Origin of the sequence: Streptomyces sp. 8K308 (genome assembly GCF_004348315.1) — a bacterium.
Classification (GTDB): Bacteria; Actinomycetota; Actinomycetes; order Streptomycetales; family Streptomycetaceae; genus Streptomyces.
Map to the genome: position 1 here is coordinate 1 of NZ_SMKC01000218.1, position 12,103 is coordinate 12,103.

The following is a 12,103-nucleotide window of genomic DNA, read 5'->3' on the forward strand; positions in this document are numbered from 1 at the left end:
GAACCGCACGGCCGCAGACCAACACCGCCGCAGACCAACACCGCCGCAGACCAACACCGCCGCAGACCAACACCGCCGCAGACCAACACCGCCGCAGGGGCCCGACGAGCGGCGAAGCCGCCGTCAGGGCCCCTGCAAGCCGGCCGCGCGCCAGCGCAAGCGCGCGGAGCGCGCCCGCGCCCCGGCGGCCGACGCCAAGCGCGCAGCGAACCCGCAGCGAGACCGTGGCTTACGCCAAGCGCGCAGCGAGGGCGCGGGACAGGTCGTCGCGGGCTTCCAGGACGAGGCGCCGCAGTGCCGGCGGGGCCGACTCGTGGGTGGTCAGCCACGCGTCGGTCGCGTCGAGCGTGGCCTGCCGGTCCTGGTACGCGGGGAAGAGCCCCCGCACGACGGCCATCGCGATCTCGATGGTCCGCTTGGCCCAGACGCCCTCGATCACCTCGAAGTACCGTTCCACGTACGGCGCGAGCAGCTCCCGTTGGCCCGGCTGCGCGAAGCCGTCGATCGTGGCCTCGACCAGCGCGTTGGAGAGCGCGTCCGACTCAACCACTTCGGCCCAGGCGCGCGCCTTGACCTCGGCTGAGGGGCGAGCGGCCAGGCAGCGGACGTGGTGTCGCTTGCCGGAGGCCGTGTCGTCGCGGGCCAGTTCGTCGGCGAGCTCGGCCTCGCCCGCGTGGCCGTTGGCGGTCAGGGGTTCGAGGAAGGCCCAGCGCAGTTCCTGGTCGATGTCGAGTCCGTCGATCCGGGCGGTGCCGGCCAGCAGGCCGGTCAGCAGGCGGAAGTCGGCGTCGGACGCGGCGCAGGAGGCGAAGAAGCGGGCCCAGGCGAGCTGGTGGTCGCTGCCTGGCGCGGCGAGCCGCAGCTGGTGGAGCGCGGACTCGGACAGGCGGCGCGCGGCCTCGTCCCGCGCCTCCGCCGGGGTGTAGTGCACGAGGGCCGTGTGCGCCCAGGCGTGCACCATCTGCAACACCCCGATCTCGGACTCGGCGCCGCCGAAGTCCCGCACCAGGGCCAGGAAGTCGCGGGCCGGCAGCAGCGCGTCCCTGGTCAGGTTCCACAGCGCGGACCAGCACAGCGCCCTGGCCAGCGGGTCGGCGATGTCGCCGAGCCTGGCCCGCAGGGTGTCGAGCGAGCCCTCGTCGAAGCGGGCCTTGCAGTACGTCAGGTCGTCGTCGTTGACCAGGATCAGCTCGGGCCGCTCCGCGCCGGCCAGCGCGGGCACCACGGTGCTGGCGCCCTCGACGTCCACCTCGGCGCGCGCGTAGCGCACCAGCGGGCCGCCCGGCTCCGCCCCGCGGTAGAGGCCGACGGCGACCCGGTGCGGCCGCAGCGTGGGGTGGCTTTCCGGGGCCTCCTGGCGCACGACGAGCTCGGTGAGGCGCCCGTCGGCGTCGTAGGTCGCCTGCGGGGTGAGGGAGTTGACGCCCGCGGTCTGGAGCCAGGCGCGGGACCAGCCGCTCATGTCGCGGCCCGAGGTCTCGCCGAGCACGGCCAGCAGGTCGGCCAGCGTGGTGTTGCCGTAGGCGTGGCGCTGGAAGTACCGGCGCGCGCCCTCGAGGAACGCGTCCCGCCCGACGTACGCCACCAGCTGCTTGAGCACGCTGGCGCCCTTGGCGTAGGTGATGCCGTCGAAGTTGAGCTTGGCGTCCTGGAGGTCGCGGATGTCGGCCGTCACCGGGTGGGTGGAGGGCAGCTGGTCGGCCCGGTAGGCCCACGCCTTGCGGCGGTTGGCGAAGGAGATCCAGCCCTCCTCGAAGCGGGTGGCCTCGACCAGCGAGAAGGCGGCCATGAAGTCCGCGAAGGACTCCTTGAGCCACAGGTCGTCCCACCACTCCATGGTGACCAGGTCGCCAAACCACATGTGCGACATCTCGTGCAGCAGGGTGTTGGCCCGTCCCTGGTACGCGGCCCGCGTGGTGCGGCCGCGGAACACGTACTCCTCGCGGAAGGTGACGCAGCCCGGGTTCTCCATCGCGCCGAGGTTGTACTCGGGCACGAACGCCTGGTCGTACTTGCCGAAGGGGTAGGGGAAGCCGAAGTGGTCGTGGAAGAAGTCGAAACCCTGTTTGGTGGTGGTGAAGATCTCCTCCGGGTCGAAGTGCCTGGCGAGCCCCTTGCGGCAGAGCGCGCCCAGCGGGATCTCCAGGCGCTCGCCGCCCGGGAGCTCGCGCGCGTAGTGGTCGGTGACGTAGTGGTAGGGCCCGGCGACGACGGCCGTGATGTAGGTGGAGATCGGCCTTGTGGTCGCGAAGTGCCAGGTCGCCGCGGCCGCCTCGGGGTCGTCCTGAGCCGGCGACCGCCGGGTCTCGGCGCCGTTGCTGAGCACCGTCCAGTGCGCGGGCGCGGTGACGCGAAAGGTGAAGGGCGCCTTGAGGTCGGGCTGTTCGAAGTTGGTGAAGACGCGACGCGCGTCGGCCGGCTCGTACTGCGTGTAGAGGTAGATCTCCCCGTCCTCGGGGTCGGTGAAGTGGTGCAGCCCCTCGCCGGTCCGGCTGTAGGCGCAGGCCGCGTCCACCGTGAGCTCGTTCTCCGCGCGCAGACCCGTGAGGAGCACCCGGCTGCCGTCGAAGACCTCGTCGACGGGGAGCTCGACGCCGTTGAGCGTCACCGAGTGGACGGTCGGAGCCAGCAGGTCGGCGAAGCTGCTCGCGCCCTCCTCGGCGCAGGCGAAGCGGATGGTGGTGGTGGAGCGGAAGGTCCGGACCCCGCCGACCGGCGGCGACTCGACAGCCGACCGCACGTCGAGCGCCACCTCGTAGCCGTGCACGGTCAGCAGTCGGGCCCGCTCCCGGGCCTCGTCGCGGGTCAGGTTCTCTCCGGGCACGTGGGCTCCCTCTGCTCCTTCTGCTCGCTCTGGGCGCGGCCAGCATGTCACGGGTCGCGGCACCGGCGCACGGGCGGAATGTGTGGGGCCCGGCCGGTGTTGCGGGCTGGTGTTACCGCCTGTCCCATGAGGAGACCCGAGGAGACCCGATGTCGGAGAAGACCCCGGCGGACTTCTGGTTCGATCCGCTGTGCCCCTGGGCCTGGATGACCTCGCGCTGGATGCTCGAGGTCGAGAAGGTCCGCCCGGTCGAGGTGCGGTGGCACGTGATGAGCCTGGCCGTCCTGAACGAGCCGCGGCTCGACGAGATGTCGGCCGAGTACGTCGAGCTGCTGAGGACGGCCTGGGGTCCGGTGCGGGTGTGCGTCGCGGCCGAGCAGGAGCACGGCCCCGAGGTGCTCGGCCGGCTCTACACGGAGCTCGGCACCCGTTTCCACAACCGTAAGCAGGAGCGTGACCGGGCCACGATCGAGGAGGCGCTGATGGCGGCGGGGCTGCCGGCCTCGCTGGCGGACGCGGCCGAGTCGACGGAGTACGACGAGCGGCTGCGCGCCTCGCACAAGGAGGGCATCGACCTGGTGGGGCAGGACGTCGGCACCCCGGTGATCGCGGTGCCCGGCTCGGACGGCCGGCAGATAGCGTTCTTCGGCCCCGTGGTCACCCCGGCCCCCAAGGGCGAGGCGGCGGCCCGGCTGTGGGACGGCACGCTGCTCGTGGCCTCGACGCCCGGCTTCTACGAGATCAAGCGCACCCGCGACGCCGAGCCGCAGTTCGACTGAGGCCGACCGCGCCCGGGGTCCCCGGCCCGCCGCCCGCCGTGAAGGTGAGAAGACGATCGGGCGGCGGGCCGGCCGGCGCGCCCCCGGCGCCGGCCGGAGGTAACGCGTCGCCTCATCCTGCCAGTTGATCACCGGGCGACCTGTGGGGCTGTCGCTTTCCACCAACGCGCCCTGGGGTGGATATGTCGGCAAACCCACGCGAAGATCGCCCTTCCCTTCGGTTAGCGTCAGGGGGTCCCCTTCCCCCCTGCCGCCTCACCGTTCGGAGTCATCTGATGAGCACAGCCGTGCTGGCCGACCTACTGCCTGCCGCCACCGCCCCCCGGGCCCGCGTCCGGGACGCCGCGCTGATCGTCGGCGGTGCCGCGCTCACCGGCGTCGCGGCCCAGCTGTCGGTGCCCGTACCCGGCTCGCCGGTGCCGGTCACCGGCCAGACCTTCGCCGCGCTGCTGGTCGGCGCCTCGCTCGGCCCGGCCCGCGCCCTGACCTCGATGCTGCTGTACATGCTGGCCGGCATGGCGGGCATGCCGTGGTTCGCCGAGGGCCAGTCGGGCGCGGCGATGCCTTCGTTCGGCTACGTCATCGGCATGACGCTGGCCGCGGCCGCCGTGGGCGAGCTGGCCCGCAGGGGCGGCGACCGCACCGTGCTGCGCACCGTCGGCACCATGGCCGTCGGCACCGCGATCACCTACGCGGTCGGCGTGCCCTACCTGGCGGCGGCCACCGGCATGTCGGCGGCGGAGGCGGTCGACGCCGGCCTGGTGCCGTTCCTGCTCGGCGACGCGCTGAAGGCGGCGCTGGCGATGGGCGCGCTGCCGGCCGCCTGGCGCCTCGCCGGCCGGCGCGGCTGAGGACGTGACAGACTCGTCCCCATGCGCGTCTATCTCGGTTCCGACCACGCCGGCTACGAGCTCAAGAGCCACCTGATCGACTGGCTGAAGGACCACGGCCACGAGCCCGTCGACTGCGGCCCGCACGTCTTCGACGCGGAGGACGACTACCCGCCGTTCTGCCTGCGGGCCGCCGAGCGGACGGCCGCCGACCCGGAGTCCCTGGGCGTCGTGATCGGCGGCTCGGGCAACGGCGAGGCCATCGCGGCCAACAAGGTCGCCGGCGTGCGCTGTGCCCTCGCCTGGAGCGAGGAGACGGCGCGGCTCGGCCGTGAGCACAACAACGCCAACGTGCTCAGCGTCGGCGCCCGGATGCACACGGCGGACGAGGCCACCTCGTTCGTCGCGGTCTTCCTGACCACCCCGTACTCGGGCGCCGACCGGCACACCCGGCGGATCGACATGCTCTCCGCCTACGAGAAGGACGGCACCCTCCCGCCGCTCCCCGAAGGGCACTGATGCCCGAGGGCCACACCATCCACCGGCTCGCCGCCGAGTACTCGACGCGATTCGGCGGCGGCCGGCCGGTGCGGGCCGACAGCCCGCAGGGCAAGTTCGCGGACGGCGCGGCGCTGATCGACGGGCAGCCGCTGACCGGAGCCCAGGCACACGGCAAGCACCTCTTCCTGGGCTTCGGCCCCATCGGCTGGGTCCACGTCCACCTCGGCCTCTACGGCAAGGTCGCCTTCGGCACCGGTCCTGCGCCGGCCCCGGTCGGGCAGATCCGGCTGCGGCTCGCGGGCGCCGCCGGCTACGCGGAGCTGCGCGGCCCCACCGCGTGCGCGCTGCTCACGGACGCCGAGAAGGAGGCCATCGAGGCCCGCCTCGGCCCCGACCCGCTCCGGGCCGACGCCGACCCGGAGCTGGCCTGGCGCCGCGTCTCCGCCAGCCGGGTGTCGATCGCCGCGCTGCTGATGGACCAGAAGGTCGTGGCCGGCGTGGGCAACGTCTACCGGGCCGAGGTCCTCTTCCGGCACGGCATCGACCCCTACCGGGCCGGGCGCTCCCTCTCCCTCGCCGAGTGGTCGGCGATCTGGTCCGACCTGGTGGCCCTGATGCGGGAGGGCGTGCGCAACAACCGCATCGACACGGTGCGCGCCGAGCACACCCCGGAGGCCATGGGCCGACCGCCGCGCGTGGACGACCACGGCGGCGAGGTCTACGTCTACCGCCGCGCCGGCATGCCGTGCCTGGTCTGCGCCACCGAGGTCGCGACCGCGACGCTGGCGGCACGCAACCTGTTCTGGTGTCCGTCCTGTCAGGCGTGCTGACGCGCGCGCCCCGACGGAACCCGCGCCGGCGACCGGCGCGTCGGTCCCGATGGCCTGCGGCGAAGCGCCGCCGTGCCGACCGGGACGGCTGAGCCGACCGCTCAACAGAGCGCGAACGCTCGCCGCGGAAGGCGGCGCCGCGTTCGGCGACAGTGAGGCGCAGGGCGGCGGGCGCGGTTGTGGGCGCGTGGTCGACGCTCTCGCCGCCGGCGAGCAGCCGGTCCGTCACCCCGCCTGTCTGTCTGATGCGCCGTGCCTGGCCGTGGCCCGCCCTTCCGCCGCGGCGGGGCTCGCGCAGGCTTCGGCGATCGCGGCGGTGTCCCAGTAGAAGGGGCGGACGCGGGCGATCCGGCCTGACTCGATGGTGATGGTCTGCAGGATGGGGAAGGCGAGTTCGCGGCCGGTGGCGCGGGCACGGGCACGGACCCGGGTGTGGACGACCGCCGTCTCGCCGGTGGCGAGGAACTCCTGCTCCACCATGTCGAAGGTCTCCCAGGCCAGGCTCATCGCGAGGAAGAAGCGCTCAAGGCCGGCGTGGCCGCGCCAGGTGCCGCCGTAGGGCAGGGCGTCGGCCTGGTGCAGCACGACGTCGGGGGCGAAGTACGGGGCGAGCGGGGCGAAGGACGCCCTGCCCGGCCCGCCGGCCGCCAGGTAGTCGGCCTCGGCCGCGTACATGCCGGTGAGCACGGCCATCGAGTCGGTCGTCGTCGGTGCGTCGGTCATGCCACCAGCGTCGTGCCCGGCGTCGCGAGGCGCTGGCGGAAGTCGGACGTCTCGTGGCGTCCGCCTCAGGTCGACGGCGCGGTGAAGGCGGCGGTGAGGAGGGTGGTCAGGCGCTCGGAGTCCGTGTCGGGTGCGACCGGGGCCGGGTCGGGCGAGAGGCTGGCGAGGGGCCCGGACTGGTGGAGGGCGAGCAGGCCGATCATGGCGCGGTAGCGCAGCGCCACCTCGTCCGGTGGCAGTTCGGGGAGGGCTGCGGTCAGCGCCCGCAGGTAGCGGCCCTCGACGGGGCTGACCTCGTCGGCGAAGAGCCGGCGGACCCGGGGGTCGGGCTCGCAGTCGACGCGGCCGACGAGCCCGTGCGACGCGCGGACCGTGTGGGCCGTGCCGGTGGACCAGGCTGGCGCCGGTCTCGACGAGGGCGCGCACCAGGTACGACGCCGGGCGTCGCGCCGGCGGGCCGTCAACTCGTTGAGGCGGCGGTCGCGTTCGGCTTCTCGCCGCTCGCCCCGCCCGTCGCCCAGCGGTACGGGATGCGCGTGGTGGTCGGCGGCGGCATGGCGGTGATCGGGGTGGGTCTCGGCCTCATGGGCGTCCTCGCCGACGGCGCGAGCTCCTGGCCGGTGCTCGGCAGCACCGCGCTCCTCGGCGCCAGCATCGCCTTCGCCGCCACCCGGCCACGGACACCATCGTGGCGGCCCTGCCGCGCGGCAAGCAGGGCGTCGCCTCCGCGCTCAACGACCTGACCCGCGAGCTCGGCGGCGTGCTCGGCATCGCGGCCCTGGGCAGCGCCTTCAACACGGTCTACCGCGCGGAGATCGAGGACGCCACGAGCGACGAGGCGCCGCGCGACTCGCTGGCCGCCGCCCTCGCCACCGCCGAGCAGCTCGGCGGCCCGGCCGGCGAGCGGCTGGCGGGGGCGGCCCGCGACGCCTTCGCCTCCGGAATGCTCGGCGCCCTGCTGGTCGGCGAGGCGGTGGTGGTCGTCGGCGGCCTCGCCGCCGCGTTCCTGCTGCCCGGGCGGAGCGCGGGCGCCCCGAACTGATGTCCATTTCCGGCAGCTTGGTCCCCGTTCGCCCACAGCCGGGTAACAGCGGTGGAGCCGGGCGTCGACAAGGGGTAATCGGTGGCGCATGAGTGAGAACACGCCTCTGGTGCCCCGGCCGTTGCGAGAGCTCGCCGAGGGGGCTCGGTCGGTGATGACGGCGCGGGAGCTGCGGCGGCACGGGGTGCCGGTGGCGGCCGCGCACGAGCGGTGCCGTCCCGGGGGGCCGTGGCAGATGCCGCTGCCCGGCGTCTTCCTGCTGCACGCGGGGCCGCCGAGCGGCGATGAGATGCTGCGGGCGGTGCTGGGCTACATCGGGGGCCGGGACGGCGAGGCGGTGGTGACGGGGCTCGCGGGGCTGGCGCTGCACGGGTTCAACGGGGCGCCGTCGCTTGGCGAGTTGGACCGGATGGACGTGCTGGTGCCCAGGACGCGGCGGCTGCGGTCCGCCGGGCTCGCTCGTCTGGTGCGGACCGAGGTGCTGCCCATGGCCGTGGAGTTGGCCGGTTTTCCGGTGGCGCCTGTGGAGCGGGCGCTGGCCGACGCGGTGGGACGGATCTCGGACGCGACGACGGCGCGGCGGCTGTTGACCGAGGCGGTGCGGGGTGGGCACTGCGAGGCGTCGGCGGTGCTGCGGGAGTTGGCCAGGGCCCGGCTGCTCGGCCGGCCGCAGGTGGCGGGCGCGGTGCGGACGCTGCTGGCCGAGGGGCGGTCGGTCTCCGAGGAACGGCTGCTGGACGCCGTGCGGTTGGGCCGGCTGCCGGATCCCTGCTGGAACGTGGGGCTCTGGCTGCCGGACGGCCCCTTCCTCGGCGCGGTGGACGCCTACTGGCCGGCGCAGGGGGTCGCGGTGGAGATCGACGACCGGAGCGGGAGCGGCGACGAGGAGTGGCGCGGGACGCTGGCCGCGATCGGCGTGCGCCTCGTGCGCGTCACGCCGCAGCGGCTGCGCGAGTGCCCGCTCGGCGAGGCGGCCAGGGTGCGGGCGACGCTGCGCGAGGCGGCGGCCGGACCGCCGGCGAACTATCTGGTGGTGCTGCCCCGTTGAGCGGCGCGGGAAACCCGAGCCCCCGGTTTTACCGCGGTAAATACGAGTAACCCAAATGTTACCGATAGGAATGGGACAACGTCGGCCACAAGTGACGCCAGGATTCCGGTACTTCCGTAGGATGACCCGTCATCCTGATCAGGTAGCGACCGACCAAGGATGTCCATGTCACTGAGATCACGTCACAGACCGTTGTCCCGCGTCACCCTGGCCGCCGGTCTGGTGGCCTCGCTCGGTCTTGCCGGCATCACCCCGGCGCTGGCCGCCGACGACGTTCCCCCGCCCGTCACCGACAAGCCCATCGGCGAGAAGTTCTCCACCCAGGACGCCGCCCTGCTCGCCGAGGCCAAGGCGGGCGACGAGCCGTTCGTCACCATGATGATCGCCGCCGAGCCCGGCGCCACCGAGGAGGTCGCCGAGACCGTCGGCGACGTGCCAGGCGCCTCCGTCGGCTTCACCGAGGACGAGATCGGCTACGTGCGTGTCACCGTGCGCACCGGCCGGGCCGACCAGGCCATCGAGGAGGCCATCGGCCTCGACGCCGTCCACGCCATCGACCTCAACGACGAGATCCCCGTACCCGATCCGCTGCCCGAGACCGGCTCAGGACACGGTTCGGGCAACGCCGGGCGTTCCTACCCCGCGCCCGACGCCGAGACCCCGGCCGTCAACCCCTACCAGCCGGCCCACGAGACCGGCGCCGTCGACTTCGTCGACGACCACCCCCGCTGGGACGGCCGCGGCATCACCATCGGCGTCCTGGACACCGGCGTCGACCTCGCCCACCCGGCGCTCCAGGAGACCACCACCGGCGAGCCGAAGATCACCGACTGGGTCACCGCCACCGACCCGATCATCGACGGCGACGGCTCCTGGCGCGCGATGGTCACCGCCGTCTCCGGCTCCTCCTTCGTCTACTCGGGCCGCCAGTACACGGCGCCCGAGGGCGAGTACCTGATCAACGCCTTCCGCGAGTCCGTCGCCGTCGGCGAGATCGGCCGCGACGTCAACCGCGACGGCGACACCACCGACAGCTGGGCCGTCCTCTACGACCCGGAGGCCGGCACCGTCCGCGTCGACCTCGACAACGACGGCGACTTCGCCGACGAGGACGAGCTGCGGCCGTACGGCGACAGCGGCCAGGTCGGCTACTTCGGCACCGACGACCCCGACACCGAGATCGCCGAGGCCATCCCGTTCGTCGTGGAGATCCGCGAGGACGTGCCGATGGACCCCTACGGCGGCGACTGGGTCGGGCAGACCGCCGACTTCGTCAACATCGGCATCGTCTCCGGCCGCCACGGCACCCACGTGGCCGGTATCACCGCCGCGAACGGCCTGTTCGGCGGCGAGATGAACGGGGCGGCACCCGGCGCCCAGGTCGTCTCCTCGCGCGCCTGCGTGTTCGGCGGCGGCTGCACCTACACCGCCATGTTCGAGGGCATGATCGACCTCGTCGTCAACCGCGACGTCGACGTCGTCAACGTCTCCATCGGCGGCCTGCCGGCGCTCAACGACGGCAACAACGCCCGCGCCAGGCTCTACAACGAGCTGATCACCACCTACGACGTCCAGCTGTTCATCTCCGCCGGCAACGACGGCCCGGGCACCAACACCGTCGGCGACCCGTCCGTCGCCGACCTGGTGGTGAGCGTCGGCGCCGGCATCTCCCGGGAGACCTGGGCCGCCAACTACGGCTCGGGCGTGCGGACCTCGTACGACATGCTGCCGTTCTCCTCGGCCGGGCCGCGCGACGACGGCGGCTTCAAGCCCACCCTGGTCGCCCCCGGCGCCTCGATCAACACCATCCCGACCTGGCAGGCCGGCAGCCCCGTCGCCGAGGCCGGCTACGCGCTGCCGCCCGGCTACGGCATGCTCCAGGGCACCTCGATGTCCTCGCCGCAGGCCGCCGGCGCCGCCGCGCTGCTGCTCTCCGCCGCCGCCCAACGGAACATCGACCTTTCCCCCGCCGACCTGCGCACCGCGCTGACCAGCTCGGCCGACTCGATCCGCGGCGTGCAGGCGCACGAGCAGGGCGCGGGCCTTGTCGACGTCCCGGCCGCCTGGCGGCTGATCACCCGCGGCGCCACCGCCCACGAGTACACCGTGCGGGCCCCCGTCGACCACACCCTGGCCGAGCACCTGGCCACCCCCGGCCAGGGCACCGGCGTCTACGACCGGGAGAGCGCTCCGGCCGTGGGCGAGACCGAGGAGTACGAGGTCACCATCGTCCGCACCACGGGCCCCGACCGGTCGGTGCGGCACGACCTGGCCCTGACCAACAACCACGACGACACCTTCCGGCTCCTCGGGTCGTCCAGCGTCGCGCTGCCGCTGAACGAGCCGGTGACCGTCACCCTGCGGGCCAGGCCGCGGTCCTCCGGCGCGCACAGCGCCATCCTCACCGTCAACGACCGCGCCACCCAGGGCGTCGACCAGCACATCCTCGCCACCGTCATCGTGCCCCAGGAACTCGGCACGCCCGACTACGCGTTGACCGAGTCAGGCACCGCCACCCGCAACGCGTCGACCTCCTACTTCGTCACCGTGCCCGAGGGCACTAGGACGCTGGAGGTCGCCATGTCGGGCCTCGCCGAGGGCAGCCAGACCCGGTGGATCGCCATCACCCCCGAGGGCGTCCCCGCGGACGACTCGTCCACGGTCAACTGCTACCCCAACTACGACAACCCGGCGAACACCTGCCGGCCCGACCTGCGCTCCTACGACGACCCGAGCCCGGGCGTCTGGGAGTTCGAGGTCGAGTCGCGGCGCACCTCGCCGCTGCTGAGCAACCCCTACACGCTCACCGCCACCGCGCTCGGCACCACCTTCGAGCCGGAGACGGTGACCGTCGAGGAGGCCACGGTCGGCACCCCGGTGCCCGTCACCTGGGAGGCCACCAACGAGTTCGCCCCGCTCCAGGGCTCGTTGGCGGCCGGCGAACTGGGCTCCGCGTTCAGCGACACGCCGACCATCGCCCCGGGCGAGTACCTCACCAACGAGGTCGAACTCGGCAACGGCGTCTCGGAGTTCGAGGTCACCATCGGCTCGGCCGCCGACCCGGGCGCCGACCTCGACCTGTACGTGTACCGGGACGGCGAGCTCGTGGGCCAGTCCACCAGCTCCTCGGCCGAGGAGCTGGTCAGGCTGACCGACCCGGCCGCCGGCAGCTACACCATCGAGGTGCACGGCTACGCCGTCCCGTCCGGCTCCACCACCTTCGCCTACCGGGACGCCTACCTCAGTGCCGGGCTCGGCACGGTGGCCGTCGACACCGACCGCGTGATCGAGCTGGCCAACGGCGCGTCGACCGACGTCGCCGCCGAGGTCACCGTCGCCGAGGCGGCGGCGGACGCCGGCGAGGGCCGCCAGGTCTTCGGCGAGGTCCAGCTGCGCAACGCGGCCGGCACCGTCACCGGCACCGGGCACGTGTCCATCGAGCGGGTCACCGCGCCGTAGCCCTCGGGGGCCCCAGTCGACGAACCGTGGTCGATCAACCGGGGCGGGCGCGCGGCCGATGGTCGCG

General features: G+C 73.5%; 10 protein-coding genes. 7 read left to right on the top strand and 3 right to left on the bottom strand.

Annotation, left to right across the window (positions count from 1 at the left end):
• Nucleotides 1-229: 229 nt before the first annotated feature.
• A complete protein-coding gene (gene pepN / locus E1265_RS24800) occupies nucleotides 230-2,824 on the bottom strand; it encodes an aminopeptidase N (RefSeq protein WP_132933229.1) in 2,595 nt (864 codons plus the stop codon).
• Nucleotides 2,825-2,973: 149 nt separating this feature from the next.
• Between pepN and E1265_RS24805 the strand changes: the two genes are divergently transcribed.
• The 4 genes from E1265_RS24805 to E1265_RS24820 all read left to right on the top strand — a co-directional run bounded on the left by E1265_RS24805 (nucleotide 2,974) and on the right by E1265_RS24820 (nucleotide 5,764).
• Nucleotides 2,974-3,603 carry a DsbA family protein gene (locus E1265_RS24805; protein WP_132933230.1) on the top strand — a complete coding sequence of 210 codons (630 nt, stop codon included), beginning with the start codon at nucleotides 2,974-2,976 and terminating at the stop codon, nucleotides 3,601-3,603.
• A gap of 275 nt (nucleotides 3,604-3,878) precedes the next feature.
• The gene (locus tag E1265_RS24810; RefSeq protein ID WP_132933231.1) at nucleotides 3,879-4,454 is read left to right on the top strand and encodes a biotin transporter BioY; all 576 of its coding nucleotides are present in this window, start codon (nucleotides 3,879-3,881) and stop codon (nucleotides 4,452-4,454) included.
• A 21-nt stretch (nucleotides 4,455-4,475) separates the two neighbouring features.
• Nucleotides 4,476-4,952, top strand: a complete 477-nt coding sequence (locus E1265_RS24815; RefSeq protein WP_132933232.1) for a ribose-5-phosphate isomerase — start codon at nucleotides 4,476-4,478, stop codon at nucleotides 4,950-4,952.
• The gene (locus E1265_RS24820; protein WP_132933233.1) at nucleotides 4,952-5,764 is read left to right on the top strand and encodes a DNA-formamidopyrimidine glycosylase family protein; all 813 of its coding nucleotides are present in this window, start codon (nucleotides 4,952-4,954) and stop codon (nucleotides 5,762-5,764) included. Before E1265_RS24815 ends, E1265_RS24820 begins: the two co-directional genes overlap by 1 nt.
• A gap of 225 nt (nucleotides 5,765-5,989) precedes the next feature.
• Here E1265_RS24820 and E1265_RS24825 read toward each other — a convergent pair whose 3' ends face one another.
• Nucleotides 5,990-6,487, bottom strand: coding sequence for a nuclear transport factor 2 family protein (locus tag E1265_RS24825; protein WP_132933234.1), 498 nt, complete (start codon nucleotides 6,485-6,487; stop codon nucleotides 5,990-5,992).
• Nucleotides 6,488-6,552: 65 nt separating this feature from the next.
• Nucleotides 6,553-6,951, bottom strand: a complete 399-nt coding sequence (locus E1265_RS24830) for a hypothetical protein (protein WP_132933235.1) — start codon at nucleotides 6,949-6,951, stop codon at nucleotides 6,553-6,555.
• A gap of 224 nt (nucleotides 6,952-7,175) precedes the next feature.
• Here E1265_RS24830 and E1265_RS24835 point away from each other — a divergent pair, with 224 nt between their 5' ends.
• From E1265_RS24835 to E1265_RS24845, 3 genes are all read left to right on the top strand, one after another.
• Entirely contained in the window at nucleotides 7,176-7,529 is a 354-nt protein-coding gene (locus E1265_RS24835; RefSeq protein ID WP_132933236.1) for a hypothetical protein, read from the top strand.
• Between the two features lie 88 nt (nucleotides 7,530-7,617).
• Complete coding sequence (locus E1265_RS24840) at nucleotides 7,618-8,577, top strand: hypothetical protein (protein WP_132933237.1); 960 nt, start codon at nucleotides 7,618-7,620, stop codon at nucleotides 8,575-8,577.
• Nucleotides 8,578-8,742: 165 nt separating this feature from the next.
• The gene (locus E1265_RS24845; RefSeq protein WP_132933238.1) at nucleotides 8,743-12,036 is read left to right on the top strand and encodes a S8 family serine peptidase; all 3,294 of its coding nucleotides are present in this window, start codon (nucleotides 8,743-8,745) and stop codon (nucleotides 12,034-12,036) included.
• Nucleotides 12,037-12,103: the final 67 nt, after the last annotated feature.

What these genes read in the sequence shown, in the direction of transcription:
- E1265_RS24805 (WP_132933230.1), top strand. Translation starts at nt 2,974, where the DNA reads ATGTCGGAGAAGACCCCGGCGGACTTCTGGTTCGATCCGCTGTGCCCC.
- E1265_RS24810 (WP_132933231.1), top strand. Translation starts at nt 3,879, where the DNA reads ATGAGCACAGCCGTGCTGGCCGACCTACTGCCTGCCGCCACCGCCCCC.
- E1265_RS24815 (WP_132933232.1), top strand. Translation starts at nt 4,476, where the DNA reads ATGCGCGTCTATCTCGGTTCCGACCACGCCGGCTACGAGCTCAAGAGC.
- E1265_RS24820 (WP_132933233.1), top strand. Translation starts at nt 4,952, where the DNA reads ATGCCCGAGGGCCACACCATCCACCGGCTCGCCGCCGAGTACTCGACG.
- E1265_RS24825 (WP_132933234.1), bottom strand. Translation starts at nt 6,487, where the DNA reads ATGACCGACGCACCGACGACGACCGACTCGATGGCCGTGCTCACCGGC.
- E1265_RS24840 (WP_132933237.1), top strand. Translation starts at nt 7,618, where the DNA reads ATGAGTGAGAACACGCCTCTGGTGCCCCGGCCGTTGCGAGAGCTCGCC.
- E1265_RS24845 (WP_132933238.1), top strand. Translation starts at nt 8,743, where the DNA reads ATGTCACTGAGATCACGTCACAGACCGTTGTCCCGCGTCACCCTGGCC.